Origin of the sequence: Myxococcus hansupus, from assembly GCF_000280925.3 — a bacterium.
Classification (GTDB): Bacteria; Myxococcota; Myxococcia; order Myxococcales; family Myxococcaceae; genus Myxococcus; species Myxococcus hansupus.
Genome location: NZ_CP012109.1, coordinates 6891105 through 6910922 on the forward strand (window position 1 = coordinate 6891105; position 19818 = coordinate 6910922).

Below are 19818 nucleotides of genomic sequence, written 5' to 3' on the forward strand. Positions count from 1 at the left end.
TTGGCCCGGACGCCCTCGCTGTTTTCCAGCGAGGCCCGTCCATGCTTGTCGCCATCTCCCGCTTCCGCCCCGCCCCCGAAGAAGCCGACCGCCTGGTCGCCCGCTTCCAGGAGCGCACCCGGGCGGTGGACGGGTACCCCGGCTTCCTGAGCCTGGAGGTGCTGCGCTCCTTCGAGCGCCCGCCCGAGCTGATGCTGGTGACGCGCTGGCGGGACAAGGCGTCGATGCGGGCCTACTTCCAGTCGGAGGACTTCCAGCGGGCTCGGGAGGCCAGCGCCCAGCAGGAGGACGCCACCTTCAGCTTCTACGAGGTGGTGGGCACATGAAACGACGCGATGCAGGTTCCCAAGCGGCCTCGGCTCGTCTATGGGCGGTGTCCCATGGCTGAACGCATCGCCCTTTTCGCCACCGCCGCCCGCGGCACCGAGGACCTCCTGGCCGACGAGCTGAAGGAGCTCGGCGCCCGCCGCATCCGCCAGGACCGCGGCGGCGTGCGCTTCATGGCCACGCTCGACGAAGCGCTCATGGTGGCGCTCTGGTCCCGCATCGCCATGCGCGTGCTCTATCCGCTGGGCGCCTTCGAGGCCCATGGCGCGGAGGGCCTGTACGAAGCCGCCGCCAGCATCCCCTGGGAGGAGCACCTCACCCCCGAGCACACCTTCGCGGTGGATGCGACGCTGAAGGACAGCGAGCACAGCCACTCCGGCTTCGTGGCCCTCAAGGTGAAGGACGCCATTGTCGACCGGTTGCGCGACACCCAGAAGGCCCGGCCGGACGTGAACACCCGCGACCCGGACGTCCGCGTGGTGGCTCACCTCTCCAGGGAGACGCTGTCTTTGTCCCTGGACCTGTGCGGCGAGCCGCTGCACCGGCGCGGCTACCGCGTGCGCCCCACACCCGCGCCGCTCAAGGAGACGCTCGCGGCGGCGGTGCTGCGCGCCGCGAACTACACGGGCACGGAGGGCCTGGTGGACCCGATGTGCGGCTCCGGCACACTGCTCATCGAAGCGGGGCTCATCGCCCGGCGGCGCGCGCCCGGACTGAACCGGGACTTCGCGGTGGAGCGCTGGCCGGAGATGGGCGCTCGGGCCCGGGAGCTGCTCGCGGACATGCGCGCGGACGCCCGCCGCAATGAGCGCAAGGTGGAAGTCCCCCTGCTCGGCTTCGACAAGGACCCGGAGGCGCTGGAGGCCGCGGACCGCAACGTGCGGGCCGCGCGGCTGTCGGAGGAAATCCAGCTCGCCGAAGGGGATGCGACCCGGCTCCCGCCGCTGCCGGACTCCGGCGGACTCATCGTCACCAACCCGCCCTACGGCGACCGGCTGGGCACGGGCGGCCAGAAGGGCATGAAGAGCTTCTACTTCAAGCTCGGCGAGTCGCTGCGCGTGCCGGGCTGGCGCGTGTGGGTGATTTGCGGCAACCCCGCCTTCGAGAGCGCCTTCCACGCGCGCCCGTCCGCGAAGAAGGACCTCTGGAACGGCCCCATCGCCTGCGCGCTGCTGGGCTACCGCCCGCCCGACGGGGGCAACGCGCGGGGAGACGTTGGAGACGGCTCAGAAGCGCCGCTCGGTGCGCCGCGCGATTCGGCCAATGTTGCTCCGGTGCGTCCACAGCATGAGGGCGAAGAGGAGGGCTGAGAGGCCGGCGTACTCCACGGCCTGGGCGGTGAGCGCCGACGTGCCCACCGCCGTCGCGCCCGCCGCCAGCGAGCCCAGGGAGCTCACTCGCCACAGCGCGAACACGGTGATGAACGCCACCGCGCCCGCGAGCGCCGCCTGGGGCACCAGCACCAGCAGCACGCCCAACGCCGTGGCCACGCCCTTGCCACCCTGGAGCTTCAGCCACACCGGGTAGATGTGTCCCAGCACCGCGGCCAGTCCCACCGACACGTGCACCACGGGCGCGTCTGGCAGCCATCGCACCGCCAGGAGCACCGGCAGCGCGCCCTTCAGGGCGTCCAGCAGCAGGACCACCGCGCCCAGCTTCTTGCCCGCCACGCGCGTGACGTTGGTCGCGCCGATGTTGCCGCTGCCGCCCTTGCGCACGTCCACGCCGCGCAGCCACCGCGTCAGCAACACACCGAAGGGAATGGAGCCGGAGAGGTAGCCCAGCAGGACGAGCGCGGAGGTCACGAAGCGGAAGGCTACAGCAGCAGGTGGGGGAAGCGCGTCTTCACCACCACGTAGGCGTAATTGACCAGGAGGATGATGGGCGTCACCACACCCAGGGCGCTCCACTCACGGGGCGAGAGCTCCACCTGGGGGATGGGCATCCCGAACACCATGTGGAGCACCATGACCACCCCCGCCAGGGCGAACAGGACGGCGGCGATGGTCCCCAGGGGGTTGGCCTCCCAGGCCCCCACGAAGTTGAGGTGCGACACCCGGTCGGCCACGCGCGTCAGTCCACAGCCGAGGCAGGGCCAGCCTGTCTGCTCCCGGAGCACACAGCCCCAGAAGGGGATGATGCGGGCCACCGGGATGTAGCGGGCCACGAGCAGCCCCACGATGCCGGCGAGCCCCATCGCGTCGATGGTGCTGAAACGACGGTTGCGGGGGGGGATGACGACCTTCAAGCGCACCTCGTGGGCGTGTGCGGATGGACGGACTTTAGTACGGGCGTCGCCTTGCCGGAGCAAAGACTTTTGGCTAAGCGGGCGAGGTATGAACACGCTCCGCACGTCCCTGATGCTGCTGGTCGCCGTTCCCCTGGTCGCCCTCGCGGGTGACACGTCCTCCACCAAGGCGGGCAAGGCCGCCGAGGCAGGCAAGGCCGCCGAGGCCGCGGATTGCCACCACCCGCCCCCGCCGCAGGCGTCCGCCAAGGCCGCCGAACAGACGGACTGGAAGCTCACCCGCGGCGAGCCCATCAAGAAGGGCGCCAAGACGGTGAAGCTCGCGGACGTGCTGGCCAAGCCCCAGGCCCACGATGGCAAGACGGTCTTGATTGAGGGCCAGGTCCGCAAGGCCTGTGAGCGCAAGGGCTGCTGGATGGAGCTGGCGGCGTCGGGCGAGGACAAGGCCCCCGGCGTGCGCGTGACGTTCAAGGACTACGGCTTCTTCGTCCCGCTCGACTCCGCGGGCTCGCAGGCGCGCGTGGAGGGTGTGGTGAAGGTGGCCGAGCTGACCGAGAGCCGCGCCCAGCACTACGAGTCCGAAGGCGCCATCGTTCCCCGCGGCACCGACGGCAAGCCGCGCGAAGTGCAGTTGGTGGCCACGGGCGTCGAACTGCGCCGCTGAGACGACATGGCACGAAGCTTCAGCATGCGCGGCGTGCAGGGCGCGGCGGACCGCGCCGTGCAGCACGCCCGCGCATGGATGTTGGAGACAGAGCCGGGCTCGCGGGTGCACGACGTGCAGTTGGACCCGCGCTTCCAGCACCGTGGCGTGGACCTGCTCTGGGAGCTGCCCTCGGGTGAGGTGCGCGGCATCGAGGTGAAGGGCGACCGCAACGCCACCCGCCGCCGCTACTTCTTCGAGCTGGTGTCCAACCTGGAGAAGGACACTCCCGGCTGCTTCCTCTACAGCGGCGCGGACCTGCTGGTGTACGTCTTCCTCTCGCAGGGGGAGCTGCACGTGGTGCCCCTGAAGGCGGCGCGCGACTGGTTCCTCCCGCGGGCGAAGGAGTACCCGCTCAAGCACGCCTTCACGCAGACGGGCGCCATCCGCTACACCACCGTGGGCGCCGTGGTCTCCGTCCGAGACGTGGCGGAAGGCGTCCCGGGCGTGCTCCGAGTGCCCCTGAAGCGCCGGGGCGGCGCCAAGGAGGCCGTGGAGGAGGAAACCCCTACGCCCGAAGACGCCAAGGCGACGGAGACCCGCGCGCGAGATTAGGCCCGATGGGCCCCTCACGCGGGAGACATACGCGAGACGGGGGCGGCCCGACTGGGCACCGCGTGCCTTCGCGAGGAGACGCACACGGGATTGCGCCCAACTGGGCGCCGCGTGCCTTCACGGAGGAACCGCGCGCGGGACTGAGCCGCGCCACAGCCCACCGCGGCCGAGCCAGGAGCGAGGGGCCCGCGAAAGGCCCCTCCTCCCACGAGCGAATCAGCGCCCGTGACGGTGGCGACGGTGCCCGGGGTGAATCTTGTCGTGGGCCGCCTCGAGCCGCTCGGCGATGCCCATGAGCTCCATCAGCGACTCGCGGTCGTTCTGCGCCTTGTAGATGTGCTCGAGCCGGGGAACGAGGTCCAGCGCGAGGTGCAGGTCACCGCCCTGCTCCGCCGACGCCAGCAGGGTGCGGGCCGCCGCGGCCGCCTGACCATGCGCCTTGATGTGGATGAGGCCATCCACCGCGAGCAAACGGGCGATGGGCGAGCGCTCGGTGTCCTCGGTGAGCTTCACCATGTCCGCGGTGGCGGGCTCCACCTCGCCACGGGCCGCGCGAACCATGGCCTTGGAGATGCCACGGCGCTCCGGCAGGAGGAACTCCTCCAGGTCCGCGAAGGACTCGGCGTGAGCCACCTGGCCCGTAGACGCCAGCGCCTCGGCGAGGCTGTCGAAGACCTCCGCCTGCTTCTCCGTGAAGGGCGCCAACGCCTCGCGCATGAAGCGCTCCTGGGGCGCGCCCTTCTCGTCGAGCGGCATCTTCGCGCGCAGGGCGTTCATCTTCTCGAAGGCGGCGTCCACCGCCGCGTCCTGCTTGCCATCCAGCAGGAGCGCCAGTTGCTGCATCAGGTTCGCCAGGGTGTCGGCCATCTCCATGGGGGCCACCCGGTCCGGAAGCCAGCGGCTCCACAGCTCCACCGCCGCCGCCACGACGAAGTCCTTGAAGGGCCCGGTGCCCTTCCAGCCCTGCCGCCACTGCTGGGCAATCCCGAGCGGGAAGGACGTCTCCGCCAGCTTGCGGAAGTCGTCCTCGCCCACGGCAATGCCATAGTGGCCGAGCGTCCCGAGCAGGGCCTCCGTCGAGTACTCCTTCAGGCCCTTCTGCTGCCACGACTTGTCCACTCGCTGCGTGCTCACCTGGTTCTCCGCTGCCATGGACGCCGGCCATCGGCGCGCCAGCGGAGACTTCTAGCGGAACCCGGGGCGGACGTGCACTTCCACGTGCACCATCACGTCAGGCGGCGGACGCCGGAGGTGCTACGCGGGGCACGGTGGGCCACAACACGGGGTTGCGCCGCCCATCCTCCACCCGGCGCGCCAGGTATGGCTCACACTCCCGGGCCGCGAAGGCGCGCTTCCACGCGGCGAAGCTGCCACCCGCCTTCCAGGCATCCATGGCCGCCAGCCCCGCCTCCGGACCGCACTGGGCCAGCATGTACTCCACCCAGGCCCAGCGCGCGGACGTGGGCCGCACCTCGGCCCGGCCCCGGAGCCCCTTGCGCAGCCGCTCCAGCCGCCCCTCCACCTCGCGAATGCCCGTGAAGGGCGCGCCATCCAGCGGCGTGTTCCGCTTGGCCACGAAGGGCGCCACCCCCAGCGCCACCGGCAGGATGCGCGACAGCTCGGCGGTGAAGCGGATCAACTCGTCGATGTCCGCGTCCTCTTCCGTCGGCAAGCCCACGACGTTGTAGACCTTGAGCTGCTTCATCCCCGCCGTACGAGCGAAGGTCGCGGCCCGGACAATCTGCTCCTCCGAGTGCTTCCGGTCCACCATGTCCCGAAGCCGCTGCGAAGGCCCGTCGGCCGCCACCGTGAGGTTGGTGGCGCCTCCGCGCCGGAGCTGATCCACCAACTCCTGGGTCAGCCGATCCGCGCGCAGCGAGGACACGCCCACTTCCCGCCCGGATTCGACAATCGTCCGCAGCAACTCGACGATGCGCGGATGGTCCGTCACGGCCGCGCCCACCAGCCCCACCCGGCGAGCATGGTCGGGAATCAGTGACAAGATTCGCTCGGGAGGCACCGTGCGCATGCCGCCATTCGTGGTGCGGCGCATGACGCAGTAGTGGCAGCCACGAGAGCAGCCCCGCTCCGGCTCGATGAGGAACATCGAGCGCAGCTCCGTGTGGGGCGTGACGATTTGCGAGCGAGCCGGCAGCCGGGAATCCGTCGCCTTGGCCACGTGATAACGCGCCCCACCCCGCCCCGGGACTCGGAAGCCAGGGATGCGCGCCAGGTGCGCCAGCAGGGCCTCGCGCTCCATCGAAGCCGCCGCATCGATGAGGATGTGAATGAGGTCTTCCGCTTCCCCCTGGACGAGCACGTCCACGAAGGGCTCGAGCGGATCAGGATTGGAGAAGGTCAGCGGGCCACCGCCCACCACGAGCGGATAGCGGCCATCCCGGCGCTCCTCCGCCAGCAGGGGCAGCTTCGCCATCTCCAGCATGGAGAACAGGCCGCTCAGCTCCAACTCATAGGCGACCGAGAAGGCCAGCATGTCGAAGTCCGCGACATCCGCCTGGGACTCCCACGTGAAGAGCGGCGTGCGCGTGCGCTGGAAGGCCTCGACATCGTCCGGGAGGAAGACCCGCTCCGCGGTGGCGCCAGGGTGCGTATGAATCTCGCGGTAGATGGCCTGGTAGCCAAGCGAGCTCATGCCCACGTGATAGGGGCTCGGGTAGCAGAGCGCCACCCGGTAGGGCGCCGCCTTGTGCAGCGTGCCCACTTCGTCCGCCAGCAAGCTGCGAACGCGCTCGATGAGTGAGTAACGGCCCTCCATGTGCCTCCAGACAGGTCCAGCCTTTTAAACACCGCGGCCCCGGTCAGCCACTCCCGTGTGAGGGAGAGACCGCCGGGGCCGAGATGCGCCACCCGAGTCGGGTGGCGCGGTTCAGCAGACGACTTTTTCGACTACTTGAACGACGGGACCTGGTTCGTCGGCACGCAGCAGTTCGCAGCGCCGGCGAAGATCGCGCAGTTCGCGGTGGTGATGCACGTCGCCGCGAACTCCGGGTTCAGGCCGGAGCCCGGACCGCAGTTGTCCATGGGAGCAGCCGAGTCAGGATCGCAACCGACGGCCGGCCAGATGGCGTTGATCACGTACGTCGACGTGCAGCCATTGTTCGTGTAGGTCAGCTCGCCCGTCAGCTGGGTACCCGGCGACGAGGGCGCCGAGTACACGCGGACGTTGGAGTACTGGTACCGGATCTGGTTCGCGGGCGAGGCCACGTTGACGAGCGCCACCGGGAAGCTGGGCGCGCCGCAGAAGTCCTCCGCGTCACGGGACGTCGCCAGGTCGCCGATGGCGGTCTGCTCGCTCTGGTCCGTGGAGTTGTCGGCGATACCCCGGCTCGCGAGCCCCTGAGGACGGAGCGCGAGCTTCGCGGTTCCGTTCTGCAGGTCGATGTACCGGTAGACGCCCATCATTTCGGCGGGCGGCGCCACGGTCTCGCAAGCATTGCCAGAAGCATCCCGGCCTTCCTGGACGCGGTCGTACTTCACGGCCCAGTGGGGAGACTCCTGCACGAAGCAGCCCGGATCAGGCTGCTCCACGTTGCAGCCCGTCAGCAGGCTTCCCGTCCCCAGGAGAACCAACGCAGTGTTGACGATGTTCTTGGTCATTTGACTGTTGTTCCGATTCCGTGAGTGGACCTGGGATTAGAACGTGTACCGGATGCCGAAGCGGACCTGACGGGGCGCCTGGTACGAGGTCGGGTTCTTGAAGTTCGGGTTGATGTCGCCGTCCACGCTGCCGAACGGCTCCTCACGCGGCGCCTGGTCCTGGAAGACCACGCGGCCCGGCAGGTTGCCCGGCTCAAGCTCGGAAGGCGTTCCACCCGGGATGGGCTTGATGTCACGAACCGTGAACGTCTGGTCGACGGAGTTCACGCCCTGGAAGTTGAAGAGGTTGAACACGTCCAGGGTGAACGACACCACGCTGTCCTTGCTGACGCGGTAGTTCACGCCAATGTTGGAGTCGATGGTGTTGATCCACGGCGTACGGCCGCCGGCGCCACGGGGGAGGACGAAGGACTCGTCCGAGCCGTAGGCCCAGTGGTGACCCCAGTAGTTGATCGGCGTACCGGAGTTACCGCGGTAGGAGACACCCACGCTCGCCGACAGGGCGTTCGAGATGTTGAACTCCTTCGCACCGAAGATCTTGATCTGGTGCGTGCGGTCGAACGGCAGCAGACCCGTGCGGTTCTCCAGGAGCTCGACGAGGTCGAAGTCCGAGAGGATGTTCGGGTCGAGCTGGCCCGTCTCAGGACGGAACAGACCGGGGTAGTTACCGTACAGGCGCGACCAGGTGTAGTTGGCCTGAGCGAGCCAGCCGTCGGAGAACGTACGGTTCAGGTAGACGGTGACGTTGTCGTAGTTACGAACCGGCGTCGGGAACTCCTGGGCGAAGCCGCTGCCCGGGTTACCGAGGAAGTACGTGTTGCCGTCGTCGCGGCTCATGTCCTCGATGACCGAGTTCATGTTCTTGTGCGTGTAGCTCGCACCCAGGCGGGTGTTCGCCAGCACTTCGTACTCGGCGCCGACCACGATTTCATCGGACGACTGGGGCTTGATGTCCGGGTCCACCGGCGTACCGCCCGCCGTGCCGCCCGTGTAGAAGCGGTTCACGTTGCGGCTGCTCTCGGGAATCGCGAGCAGGTTCGCGTCGGTGCGGCAGGTGGCCTGCTGGCTCTCGAAGCTGGACGGGTCGCACGAGGTCGCCGTGCCCTGGCCAGGCTCCGCCATCGAGCGACGGGCCGCGATGCGGTTCTCACCCGGGAACGCGCGGTCCATCAGGTTGAGCGGAACCTGCTCGTAGTAGCGAGCGAAGTTCACGAACACCTTGGCGCGGCCGTTGGCGAACGGATCCACGATGGCGCCGAGGCGCGGCGACCACTGGTTGCCGAGCAGCAGCGAGAGATCGCCGTTGCCGCCGTAGAGCGCCTGCACGTCGTAGCGCACGCCCAGGTTCAGGGTGACGCGGTTCGCGATGGACCAGGAGTCCTGGAGGAAGCCGCCCATCGTGGTGCTGGTCGTCTTGGCCACCTGGGTGAGCTGCGTGACCGCGGTGTCAGGCCCCGTCTGGTAGCCGTAACGACGCGCGTCCGTCAGGGCAGGGCCCTGGCCGGCAGCCCAGGGGGTGCTCTCCTGGTAGTACACGCCGCCGCCGTACGCCTTCGTCTGATCGAACGACAGCAGTTCGACGTCGACGCCCGCCTTCAGCACGTGCGTGCCAAGGGCGTTCAGCAGGTACGTGGCCTTCGCGTTCGCCTGGTAGCGATCCAGCGTCTGATCGCTCATGAAGGCCGGGCCACCGACGGTGTAACCCGTCACCGGGCAGCGAGCGAGCTGCTCTTCCGGCGTGCTGCCGCAAGCACCCTCCTGCCCGGCGGGCAGGGCCTCGAACAGCGTCAGAGGACGGGGGTTGATGTACGCCATGCGGGAGTAGCCCGCCAGGCCCGTCTGATCGCCCAGCCGGCTGCCGTCGCCGGGAAGCGTGGACGCGGTCTGGTGGAACCAGCCGACGTTGGCGTCGACGAGGACCTTCTTGTCCGCGAAGGCACCGGCGTACTTCAGGGCCAGCGACGTGGTGTTGGCGCTGGTCTGGGTCAGACCGAAGTCACCCGGACGCGAGGCCAGCACGCCCGGCAGACCACCGGAGCGGGGATCCACCGCCAGCTTGCCCAGACCACCCGTCGAGGACGGGGTGCCGTTGAGGGCCAGCGAGACGTTGTGGTCCTGGTTGATGAGGTACGTCAACTTACCCATGTACTGAATGGTACGGGAGTCGGCGTAGTAGTTCCGGGCGGAACCGGGGATGGCGTCAGCCTGCGTGAAGCCGGCCTCGTCCGTGACCCGGTTGCCATCCGCGTCCAGCCGCAGCGCGTTGAGCGTGCGGGTGTGCTGGTAGCGCGTGAACGACGGCGCGAAGCCGGCGAAGAACCACAGCTTGTCCTTGAGGATCGGACCACCGAGGGTGGCGCCGAAGTCGCCCAGGTTCTGAAGCTGGTTCAGACCGGTGATGACCGTGCCCTCGGAGCGAACCTGGGTGCGGTTGCCCTCGAAGGTACCCGGAGTCCAGTTCGCGAACACGGAGCCGTGGAACTCGTTGGAGCCCGACCGGGTGACCGCGTTGATGACGCCGCCGGTGGACCGGCCGAACTCCGGCATATAACCGCCGGTGATGATGTTCACGTCCTGCACGAACTCGATGCTCAGCGGGCTCGCGTTCACGCCGAAGGCCGGGTCGTTCGTGGACAGACCGTCCACCACGTAGCCGTTCTCAGGCGAGGTCGAACCGTTGATCGAGACGCCGTAGTTGTCATTCTGGGCGCCAGGCGCCAGCTCGGCCAGGGACTCGAAGGAACGGGTCGCGCCGCCCTTACCACCCGGACGCGCAACGGCGATGCGCTTGATGAACTCCTGGTCGACGTTCACGCCCATCGTCGTGGAACCCACGTCGATGGTCGGGGGCGCGCCAACGATTTCCACGACTTCACCGAGCGACTCAGGGAGCAGCTCGACGTTGACGCGGATCGTCCGGTTCAGACGCAGCTGGATCGCGGAGCGAGCGTACGGCTTGAACTGCTCCTTCTCGAACCGCAGCGTATAATCGCCGGGGGGCAGCTGGGGGATGCGGTAGTTACCCTGTGCGTCGGTGACAACCACCTGCTCGCCCTGAAGGTTGGGCGAGGTGGCGGTGACAACGACGTCAGCGGCAGGCTGCCGGCTCTGAGCGTCGATCACGGTACCGATGATCACGCTCGACTGTGCGAAAGCCGCCGATCCGTACAGCAGACCTGCGGCGACAACAACTCCGGTTTCCCGGAGCACTCGGTTCAAGTGCATACCAGACCCCTCCAAGGTGGGCTGCAAGTGAAAATAACCGAGGTCTAGCAGTTGTCAATAGACCGTTGCTTTTTGGTAACCAGTGGGGCAATTGCCCGATCACGCCGCTACCGTCGACCATGCTTGCTTGAACCCGGAACGCGTTTCTGTATGGTAGCGCGCCCTTTCATCCGGGCGGTGTGACGTCGATGGGTGTCCACTGGTGAAGAGGAGTCTAGTGCATGTTCGATTCAGTCCTTGACCGTGGTCAGGGGCCCAGGTCGCGATTCGGCGTCGGGGCTACTGTCTCGGTTATCCTCCATGTGGCGCTGTTCGGACTGGCCGTCTGGCTGTCGACGCGTCCGCCACCGTTGGAGGAGAAGGAGATTGAGGTCACGCTGAAGGCGACCATGGCGCCGCCTCCTCCGCCTCCTCCACCTCCTCCGCCTCCCGCTTCTTCCAGCAAGCCGAAGACGGAGCCGAAGAAGCCCAAGAAGCCGGACGCGATCGTCCAGCCGAAGGAGATTCCGAAGGAGGCCCCGAAGGAAGTGGAGCCCTCCGAAGAGCCTCCCGCACAAGAAGAGGCCAGCGAAGAGGCCGTCGAAGGTGGCGTGGAAGGCGGCGTGGTGGGTGGCGTCGTCGGTGGCGTTGTCGGTGGTGTGATTGGCGGCGTGGTTGGCGGCCAGTTGGGCGGAACGGGAACCGACGTGCTCCCCTTCGGCGCGGGAATGACCCGTCCGGAGAAGCTGTCTGGCCCTCAGCCCGAGTACTCTCGTGAGGCGCTCGAGGCTCGCGTCCAGGGAACGATGATCGTGAAGTGCATCGTCACCGTGGAAGGTCGAGTGGAGAACTGCCGGATCATCAAGCCCCTGCCCCACATGGACCGGGCCGTCCTGGACGCGCTGGCGTCGTCGCGCTACAAGCCCGTCACGTTCCAGGGCCGTCCCGTGCAGGTGGACTACACCTTCACCCTGAACTTCAAGCTGCCGCGCTGACTCCGGGCGCGTCGTTTAGAGCCGTATCGCCGACAACCCCGCGCTCGTGAGGAGGAGCGCTCAACCCAACCATGCAATTCACTCTCGCAGAAATCTGGGAGCACACGGGCCTCTTCGCCCGTATGATCATCTTCACCCTGGGCATCATGTCCATCGCCTCACTGGTCGTGATGGCGGAGCGCATGATCGTCTTCCGCAAGACGCGGTCTGACAGCCGCAACTTCGCCGCGAAGATGGGTGCCATCCTGGCCAAGGGCGACCTGAACACGGCCGCCAACACCAACCTGGGCAAGGACGTGGGCCACCTGGGACGCGTGATCAACTCCGGTCTGACGGCGTACCGGATCAGCCCGAACAACAAGGACGTCGCGGTGGAGTCGGTGGCCCGTGCGCTCGAGCGCCAGGCTCAGCGCGAGGTCCAGAGCATGAAGCGCGGCCTGGGCCTGCTGGCCACGGTCGGCTCCACGGCGCCGTTCGTCGGTCTGCTCGGAACCACGATGGGTATCGTCAACGCCTTCCAGTTGATGGCGGCGGCCGGCTCCGGCGGTCTGGGCACCATCTCGGCCGGTATCGCCGAGGCGCTCATCACCACCGCCTTCGGTCTGCTCGTGGCCATCCCCGCCGTGATGGCGTACAACTTCCTGCAGGGCTGGGTGGACGCGCGCTCGGTGGACATCTCCGAGTCGTCCAACGAGTTCCTGGACGTTGTTGCCCGCCACATGGGTGGTGGTGGCGCGCACTCCTCGCACGCGGCCTGAGCCGTCACGGGCGAGGCCGGGGACGACCCGATGCCCTTCCCGTGAACCCGTCTCCAGCTCTTCTTCGGAGGGCTGGAGACGCTCCGTGAAGGCGGGCACCTCCTTACCAGGAAACAGGTAAAGACATGGGAATGTCAGCAGGCCCCAAGGGGGGCGTCAAGAGCGACATCAACGTCACGCCGCTGGTCGACGTGGTGCTGGTGCTCCTCATCATCTTCATGGTCGTCACCCCGATGCTCCAGCGCGGCAAGTCCGTGGAGCTTCCGAAGGCCACCGAGATCGAGAAGGAAGGAAAAGGCAAGGAAGCCGACCCACTCATCCTCTCCATCACCCCGGACAAGAAGGTGTTCGTGGAGAACGATCAGGTGGATGACCAGGGGCTCCAGGAGAAGCTCACCGCGGAGATGCAGCAGGACCCGGGCAAGAAGATCCTGCTCAAGGGTGACAACGCGATCAGCGTCGGTGACGTGCGCAAGGTGTTGGACATTGCTCGCAAGTCCAAGGCCAAGCAGATCTCCCTGGGCGTCGAGGAGAAGAAGTAATGGCCGGACGCAAGCAACGGCAGTGGGTCAAGCCCCAGGCGCAGCCGAACTCGGAGATCAACGTCACGCCGCTGGTGGACGTGGTGCTGGTGCTCCTCATCATCTTCATGGTCGTCACCCCGCTCCTCGAGAAGGACATCGTGGTGCGGGTGCCGGACACCGAGGTCGAGCAGGATCCCACGCCTCCGGACCCGAACGACCAGCAGCTCGTGGTGCAGCTCGACAAGGACGGCGGCTACTCCATCAACACGGAGAAGATTCCTCCCGCCGACTACGTCGCGCGACTCAAGCGAATGCTGGCGGCGAAGAAGGCCGACGACAAGGTCGTCTTCTTCATGGCGGATGACGCCACCAACTACGGCCGGCTGATCACCGCGCTGGACGGCGCGAAGGCCGCCGGAGCGAAGGTGCTCGGCATGGCGACGGAGCTCCCGCAGAACGCCATCATCCAAGGCACCTCCGTCGACACGCCGACCCCGGCACCGACGCCCTGACCGTTCCCCACCCGGACCCTACGCTCCGGGTGGGTACGCGGTTCACATCGAGAAGCTCGTCGGCTAGAGTTCACTTCTCATGGCCGACGAGCTTCTCATTTTCGAGCAGACCATCGAAGCCCTGTACCTGCGGGCACTGCACGGGCGCCTGACGCCCGAGTGCAAGGCGCGCCTGCGCCATGCGGGGCTCGACGTGGACCAGAAGCTCCGGCCCGCCTACGCGTTCGATGCGTGGATGACGTTCCTCCGCATCACCTCGGAAGAGCTCTACCCGCAGCTCCCCCTCGAGCAGGCAACCGGGAAGCTGGGCGAGGCCTACATCGAGGGCTTCCGTGAGACGATGCTGGGCCGCGCCGTGCTGTCGCTGCTGCGCGTGCTGGGCCCGCGGCGCACGCTGATGCGGGCCACCCAGAACTTCCGCGCTGGCAACAACTACACCGAGTCCAAGCTGCGCGAAATCGGCCCCACCCAGTTCGAGCTCTGGATGAACGAGGTGGGCCCCTACCCCGCCTTCACCGCGGGCATCATCCACGCGGGGCTGCGGGTGGCCGGCGCCCAGGACATCCTCATCGAGATGTCCGGGTACGACGGCCACGCTTGCGTCTACCGAATCAACTGGAACGAAGCCTCGGTCTCCTCGGGCGTCGCGGGCAGCGGAGACTCCAAGGCCGCCAGCAGGTCGGGATCCATCAGCTCCCTGTAGATGAACTCAGCCAGCAGGCCGGTCACCATCCAGATGGGCAGGATGTAGAGCGACGTCATCTGCCAGAGGATGGCGCCTTCATCCGCGTAGAACCAGATGCGGTATCCGGTGAGCCGCTCCAGCACCACGCCAGTGAAGCCCTCGAAGAGCAGGATGACCACGCCGTACACCGCCGCGCGCAAGCCGACGTGCTGGTACAGCATCCGGCGATACAGCGGCTCGATGAAGCAGAAGCACGCCACGCCGTAGATGAGGAACATCCACAGCGAACACTGCCCGTAGGCGGTGACGATGGGGGTATCCCAGATGGCGTTGAGCCCCAGCCGCTCATCCACGCGCCATTGGAAGCGGAACAGCGCCTCCAGCAGCGGCACGTGCTGGGCAATCCGCACCAGGTTGTAGAAGAAGATTTCGGAGCTGAGCCCCACCATGCCGTAGAGGCAGAAGCGGAACACTCCGAATGCCAGCTTCATCCGCTGGCCGCGCTTGATGTCCGCTCTGCGAATGCGGACCTGCCGGCGCTGATAGCCATCCCCCGATTCCACTGCGACCTTTGCCCCCATCGTGTCCCCCAAGGTGGGAGAACGCTACTGGAGTCGTCAGGGCCCTGGCTAGCCCCGGGTTCACAAATATGTCCGGGCTAGAATCCCATCTCCGCGCTCTAGGACGGGCATCCGCCGCGTGAGATTGGCGGCGAGTGGCCTACGCCTCGGGTGGACTCCGGTACAGCCATTGCTGAGCAACCTCCAGCGACACGGCGGGAGGGCGGGACATGCTGGCGAGGGTGCGGTCGGGGGCGTTGATGGGCATCGACGTGGTGCTGGTGGAGTGCGAGGTCGACATGGCGCTCGGCCTCCCCTACTTCAGTGTCGTCGGGCAAGCGGAGGGCGCGGTCCGGGAGTCGAAGGTCCGCGTCATCTCCGCGCTGAAGAACACGGGCTTCGAGCTGCCGCAGAAGCGCATCACGGTGAATCTGGCGCCCGCTGACTTGAAAAAAGAGGGCGCTGCCTTCGAGCTCCCCATCGCGCTGGGCGTCCTGGCGGCGGCAAAGCTGATGGATGAGGGACCATTGGGGCGACTCCTCTTTGGCGGCGAGCTGTCACTGGATGGTGCCGTCCGTCCCATCAAGGGCGTGCTTCCCCTCGCCGTGGCTGCGCTCCGTGACGGCTTCGAGGGCGTCATGGTGCCCGCGGTCAACGCGGAGGAAGCCTCGTTGGTGGAGGGCCTGAACGTTTTTCCGGTCCATACCCTGAGAGAGGCGGTGGACCACCTGACGGGTGCGCGCCGCATCACCCCCTATGCTCGGGACGAGGTCCCTTCCACCTCCGGCCCAGGAGCAACGGCTCCTGACATGTCCGACGTCCGGGGACAGGCCGATTTGAAGCTCGCATTGGAAATCGCGGCGGCGGGCGGCCACAACATCCTGATGTCGGGGCCTCCCGGCTCCGGCAAGACGATGCTGGCCCGGCGCCTGCCGGGAATCCTCCCGGAGATGACCTTCGCGGAGGCGATGGAGGTCACGAAGGTCTATTCGGTCCTCGGACTGCTGGGAGAAGGTCACTCGCTGATGCGGGAACGGCCCTTCCGCGCGCCCCACCACACGCTCTCCGACGCGGGGCTGGTGGGCGGTGGGCCTTCAGCGCGCCCCGGGGAGCTATCCCTCGCGCACAACGGCGTGCTGTTCCTGGACGAGCTTCCGGAGTTCCGCCGAAACGTGCTCGAGGTGCTGCGCCAGCCCATGGAGGAAGGCGTCATCCACCTGGCCCGAGCCAATCAGCACATCTCCTACCCCTGCCGGGTGATGCTGGTGGCGGCGATGAACCCGTGCCCGTGTGGCTACTACAACGTGCCGAACCGCGCCTGCACCTGCGGCGAACAGCGCGTCTTCGACTACCACACGCGCGTCAGTGGTCCGCTGCTGGACCGCATCGACATCAGCCTGCAGACCCGCCCGGTGGAGTACCACCACATGGCCCGCTCCTCCGCCGAAGAGCCGCCCAGCCAGTACTACCGCGAGCGTGCGCAGGCCGCGCGCGAGCGCCAACGCGTCCGGTACCGGGATGAGCCGGGCGTTCACTGCAACGCGCAGTTGCCCGCGCACCTGCTGCGCCGACATTGCGTGATGAGCGAGCGCGCGGGAGCGATGCTGCAACTGGCGATGCAGCGGTTCGGCCTGTCGGCGCGGGCGCATGACCGCATCATGAAGCTCGCATTGACGCGGGCGGACCTCGAAGGGCATGGCCGCATCGAGGACGACGATATGAAGCTCGCCATCAACTGCCGAATGCTGGACCGGCGAGACTGGCTCCAAAGCAAGCGCCAGGGGCCCATCCCCGCTTCGCAGCAGGATGATGCCGCCTGGCGCAACCTCGCCGCCTCGGGGCGGGCCAGTCCACTAGAGGACTTCGAGGGCTGAACGCCTCCCCCTCACGTCAGTGCCTGGCGGGCGTCACAGGTTCCGCGCCGGAAGCCTTGGCCGCGTAGTGAGACTCGGGCAGCGACGCTTTCTCGCCGCCCTCTGGGAGGGCCGGAGCCCGCCGCAGGCGGTCCAACCGTGGCGCCGGCCCCGTGATGATGCGCGCCGACTTCCCGAACGTCAGGTACGAGTAGGCCCAGTCCAGCAGCACGGCCAGCCGGCTCCGGAAGCCGATGAGGAAGGTGATGTGGATGAGCAGCCAGGCCATCCAGGCCGTGAAGCCCGACTGCTTGAAGCGACGGAACGCAATCCCGACCGCGTGCCCACGGCCAATCACGGCGTACGAGCCACGGTCCCAGTACGAGAAGGGCTCCATCGGCTTGCCCTGCAACCGGCGACGGATGTTGTGGGCGGCGTGTTTGCCTTCCTGCATCGCCGCGGGCGCGAGGCCAGGCACGGGCTTGCCGTCGGCGTCGTTGATCGACGCCAGGTCACCGACGACGAAGACGTCCTCGTGGCCCGGCACCGTCAGCTCGGGCGTCACGAGGACCCGACCGGCACGGTCGAGTTCGACGCCCAACGAGCGCGCCACCGGCGACGCCGCGACCCCCGCGGCCCAGAGCACCGTCCGCGCCGGAATGAACTCGGTTCCGATGAAGACGCCTTCCTCGTTGATGTTGGTCACCCGGGCGCCTGTCCTGACCTCGACCCCGAGCTTCTCCAACGTGCGGAGGGCCTTGCTCGACAAGTCGTCGGGGTAGGCGGGCAGCACCCGGTCGACGCCCTCGATGAGGATGATGCGCGCCTGTTTCGGGTCGATGTTGCGGAAGTCTCCTGGAAGCGAGTGGCGGCTGATTTCCGCCAACGAGCCCGCGAGTTCCACACCCGTGGGGCCCGCGCCAATGATGACGAAGTTGAGCAGCGAGCGGCGGATCTCCGGGTCCGGTTCACGCTCCGCCAATTCGAACGCCACCAGGATGCGGCGACGAATCTGCACCGCATCCTCGATGGACTTCAATCCAGGAGCGAAGGCGGCCCACTTGTCGTTGCCGAAGTACGAGTGCGTCGCGCCCGTGGCGACCACGAGGTAGTCGTATTTCAGCTCCCCATCCGAGAGCAGGACCCGCTTGCCCGCGGTGTCCACGCCCGTCACCTCCGCGAGCACCACGCCGACCTGATGACGGCCGAGCAAGGCTCGGAGCGGCGCGGCGATTTCGCTCGGGCTGAGCGTCGCGGTGGCCACCTGGTAGAGCAGTGGCTGGAACAGATGATGGTTCTGCCGGTCCACCAACGTGACGCGCACAGGCGCCTTGTAGAGGTGGCGGGCGGCGTAGAGGCCGGCAAAACCACCGCCGAGGATGACCACATGGGGCAGGTCTTCGCGCTTTGATTTCGGGCTCACGCCAGGAAGGTCATGCCTGCGCCGGCCATCTTCAACGCAAAGCGCCAAGCACTATGCGCCTTAGAACAGGCGCCCATGCGTGTAGCTCATGCGACCCGTGGAGCGACGTCCACACACTCCACCGCGTGGGACGTACAGCCACGCATCTGGACGCCTGTTCACACGCTCACGCTGGGGCGCTAGAGGGGCTGGCGTACGGCACAGCCGTTGCTCACTCGTCCGCTCACTGCGCCCGCCTCTCCTGGTGGGACGCAGCACTCAATCCAGGCAGGGCGGCGAGGGAGCGGCAGACGCAATGAGCAAGCTGGCGGAGAAGCTGAAGGCGGTGGCGGCGGCGGTGGCGAGCATCGAGAAGCAGTTCGGCCGGGGCTCGGTGATGACGCTGGGCGGAGACTCGCGCGAGCAAAAGGTGGCGGTCATCCCGTCGGGGTCCGTGGGGGTGGACCGGGCATTGGGCGTGGGCGGCTACCCGCGAGGACGCGTGGTGGAGATTTTCGGCAACGAGTCATCGGGAAAGACGACGCTGACGCTCCACGCGATTGCCCAGGTGCAGGCAGCGGGAGGCGTGGCGGCGTTCATCGACGCGGAGCATGCCCTGGACGTGACCTACGCGCGGAAGCTGGGCGTCCGCGTGGAGGAGCTGCTCGTGTCGCAACCGGATACCGGTGAGCAGGCCTTGGAGATCACCGAACACCTCGTGCGCTCGGGAGCGGTGGACCTCATCGTCGTCGACTCGGTGGCGGCCCTGGTGCCGCGAGCTGAAATCGAAGGTGAGATGGGCGATGCGCACATGGGCGTGCAGGCACGGCTGATGAGCCAGGCGCTGCGCAAACTCACGGGCGCGGTGAGCCGGTCGGGCACGTGCATCATCTTCATCAATCAGATTCGAATGAAGATTGGCGTGATGTTCGGCAATCCGGAGACCACGACGGGTGGCAATGCCCTGAAGTTCTACTCGTCCGTGCGCATGGAGATTCGCCGCACGGGCAACATCAAGGAGGGCGACGCCGTGGTGGGCTCCAAGGCCCGCGTGAAGGTGGTGAAGAACAAGGTCGCCCCGCCCTTCCAGGAAGCAGAGTTCGACCTGATGTACGGCAGCGGCATCCACCGGGTGGGGGAGGTGCTCGACCTGGGCGTGGCCGCAGGACTCATCGAGAAATCGGGCAGCCACTTCAGCCTGCGCGGGGAACGCATCGGCCAGGGGCGTGAGCGCGCCGCCGAGTGGCTGCGCGAGCATCCGGACGTGTTGGAGTCGCTCGGCAAGGAACTCACGGGAGCGCCCGCTGCAGCCGCGGCCACCGTGCCGGTGGAGGCCGCGGCCTAGGACGCCGCCAGGGCGTCCAGGGCGACGGGGACGGCGACCTTGCGCTGGCCAGCACACAGCAGGAGTGTGCCGCCCTCCCCTTCTTCCAGAAGCTGCCCCACCTGGTACTGGGCATCGCGCGAGAAGCGTGCCCGGGCCCGGCCCTGCTTCACACGGCAGGACAGGACACCCTCGGCATCCAGGTGCAACGTCGACGGGTCCAAAGCCTCCGCGGTGCGATCGCTCAGTCGCACCGACACCCGTTCGTCAGGCGTGACGTCCACGGTCCGAACCTCGTACGCCGCGCCCTCTACCTGGACGAAGCACCAGTCATTGCCGATGCGGAGCTGGTAACGGCCCGCTTCGTCCAGGACGAGCGACGCGTTGAACAGCTCGATGACCTTCGGGTGAAGGATGGGCTCGTCGTCGTGCCACCAACGCAGCGAGGCATCGAGGCGGATGCCGCTGTCTTCGCGGGTGTGCCAGCGCTTGCCGGGAGGCGGCGGTCCGGAGGGAGGTTGCATGACGTCTCTTATCTGCGCGTGGCGCC

Annotated in this window: 20 protein-coding genes; 11 read left to right on the top strand and 9 right to left on the bottom strand. The window is 67.5% G+C overall.

The features are described from left to right. Positions 1-41: 41 nt before the first annotated feature. Both A176_RS26855 and A176_RS26860 read left to right on the top strand, forming a co-directional pair. Positions 42-326: an antibiotic biosynthesis monooxygenase family protein gene (locus A176_RS26855; protein WP_002635525.1), complete on the top strand. Its 285-nt coding sequence runs from the start codon at positions 42-44 to the stop codon at positions 324-326. A gap of 54 nt (positions 327-380) precedes the next feature. Beyond that, positions 381-1637, top strand: coding sequence for a THUMP domain-containing class I SAM-dependent RNA methyltransferase (locus A176_RS26860; RefSeq protein ID WP_044889474.1), 1257 nt, complete (start codon positions 381-383; stop codon positions 1635-1637). Here A176_RS26860 and plsY read toward each other — a convergent pair. Both plsY and A176_RS26870 read right to left on the bottom strand, forming a co-directional pair. Next, complete coding sequence (gene plsY / locus A176_RS26865; protein WP_044889387.1) at positions 1554-2132, bottom strand: glycerol-3-phosphate 1-O-acyltransferase PlsY; 579 nt, start codon at positions 2130-2132, stop codon at positions 1554-1556. The genes A176_RS26860 and plsY overlap by 84 nt on opposite strands. Positions 2133-2143: 11 nt before the next feature. After that, on the bottom strand, positions 2144-2575 hold the full coding sequence (locus tag A176_RS26870) for a DUF2752 domain-containing protein (protein ID WP_002635523.1): 432 nt from the start codon (positions 2573-2575) through the stop codon (positions 2144-2146). A gap of 88 nt (positions 2576-2663) precedes the next feature. Between A176_RS26870 and A176_RS26875 the strand changes: the two genes are divergently transcribed. Both A176_RS26875 and A176_RS26880 read left to right on the top strand, forming a co-directional pair. Further along, complete coding sequence (locus A176_RS26875) at positions 2664-3239, top strand: DUF4920 domain-containing protein (protein WP_002635522.1); 576 nt, start codon at positions 2664-2666, stop codon at positions 3237-3239. Positions 3240-3245: 6 nt separating this feature from the next. After that, entirely contained in the window at positions 3246-3833 is a 588-nt protein-coding gene (locus tag A176_RS26880; protein WP_002635521.1) for a hypothetical protein, read from the top strand. 216 nt (positions 3834-4049) lie between these two features. Here A176_RS26880 and A176_RS26885 read toward each other — a convergent pair whose 3' ends face one another. The 4 genes from A176_RS26885 to A176_RS26900 form a co-directional block, all read right to left on the bottom strand. Then, complete coding sequence (locus A176_RS26885) at positions 4050-5009, bottom strand: hypothetical protein (RefSeq protein ID WP_082282841.1); 960 nt, start codon at positions 5007-5009, stop codon at positions 4050-4052. 55 nt (positions 5010-5064) lie between these two features. Beyond that, on the bottom strand, positions 5065-6609 hold the full coding sequence (locus tag A176_RS26890) for a radical SAM protein (RefSeq protein WP_002635519.1): 1545 nt from the start codon (positions 6607-6609) through the stop codon (positions 5065-5067). A gap of 131 nt (positions 6610-6740) precedes the next feature. Next, complete coding sequence (locus tag A176_RS26895; protein ID WP_002635518.1) at positions 6741-7451, bottom strand: hypothetical protein; 711 nt, start codon at positions 7449-7451, stop codon at positions 6741-6743. Positions 7452-7487: 36 nt separating this feature from the next. Further along, complete coding sequence (locus A176_RS26900; protein ID WP_044889385.1) at positions 7488-10676, bottom strand: TonB-dependent receptor; 3189 nt, start codon at positions 10674-10676, stop codon at positions 7488-7490. Positions 10677-10897: 221 nt separating this feature from the next. Here A176_RS26900 and A176_RS26905 point away from each other — a divergent pair, with 221 nt between their 5' ends. The 5 genes from A176_RS26905 (at position 10898) to A176_RS26925 (ending at position 14147) form a co-directional block, all read left to right on the top strand. Further along, positions 10898-11650, top strand: a complete 753-nt coding sequence (locus tag A176_RS26905) for an energy transducer TonB (protein WP_044889384.1) — start codon at positions 10898-10900, stop codon at positions 11648-11650. Between the two features lie 71 nt (positions 11651-11721). Then, positions 11722-12408: a MotA/TolQ/ExbB proton channel family protein gene (locus A176_RS26910; RefSeq protein WP_002635515.1), complete on the top strand. Its 687-nt coding sequence runs from the start codon at positions 11722-11724 to the stop codon at positions 12406-12408. 125 nt (positions 12409-12533) lie between these two features. Next, positions 12534-12950 carry an ExbD/TolR family protein gene (locus A176_RS26915; RefSeq protein WP_021781029.1) on the top strand — a complete coding sequence of 139 codons (417 nt, stop codon included), beginning with the start codon at positions 12534-12536 and terminating at the stop codon, positions 12948-12950. Continuing rightward, positions 12950-13444, top strand: coding sequence for an ExbD/TolR family protein (locus tag A176_RS26920; protein WP_002635514.1), 495 nt, complete (start codon positions 12950-12952; stop codon positions 13442-13444). Before A176_RS26915 ends, A176_RS26920 begins: the two co-directional genes overlap by 1 nt. Positions 13445-13523: 79 nt before the next feature. Continuing rightward, positions 13524-14147: a DUF2378 family protein gene (locus A176_RS26925; protein WP_044889383.1), complete on the top strand. Its 624-nt coding sequence runs from the start codon at positions 13524-13526 to the stop codon at positions 14145-14147. Here the strand turns inward: A176_RS26925 and A176_RS26930 are convergent. Beyond that, complete coding sequence (locus tag A176_RS26930; RefSeq protein WP_044889382.1) at positions 14048-14710, bottom strand: hypothetical protein; 663 nt, start codon at positions 14708-14710, stop codon at positions 14048-14050. The genes A176_RS26925 and A176_RS26930 overlap by 100 nt on opposite strands. A gap of 209 nt (positions 14711-14919) precedes the next feature. Here A176_RS26930 and A176_RS26935 point away from each other — a divergent pair, with 209 nt between their 5' ends. After that, positions 14920-16563 (top strand): YifB family Mg chelatase-like AAA ATPase, encoded by a 1644-nt coding sequence (locus A176_RS26935; protein ID WP_044889381.1) that lies wholly within the window; start codon positions 14920-14922, stop codon positions 16561-16563. A 16-nt stretch (positions 16564-16579) separates the two neighbouring features. On the opposite strand, the gene A176_RS26940 is transcribed toward A176_RS26935, so the two are convergent. Then, on the bottom strand, positions 16580-17965 hold the full coding sequence (locus A176_RS26940; protein WP_044889380.1) for an NAD(P)/FAD-dependent oxidoreductase: 1386 nt from the start codon (positions 17963-17965) through the stop codon (positions 16580-16582). A 295-nt stretch (positions 17966-18260) separates the two neighbouring features. On the opposite strand from A176_RS26940, the gene recA reads away from it, so the two are divergent. Continuing rightward, complete coding sequence (recA, locus tag A176_RS26945) at positions 18261-19289, top strand: recombinase RecA (RefSeq protein WP_002635510.1); 1029 nt, start codon at positions 18261-18263, stop codon at positions 19287-19289. Here the strand turns inward: recA and A176_RS26950 are convergent. Continuing rightward, entirely contained in the window at positions 19286-19792 is a 507-nt protein-coding gene (locus A176_RS26950; RefSeq protein ID WP_002635509.1) for a DUF1285 domain-containing protein, read from the bottom strand. The genes recA and A176_RS26950 overlap by 4 nt on opposite strands. Positions 19793-19818: the final 26 nt, after the last annotated feature.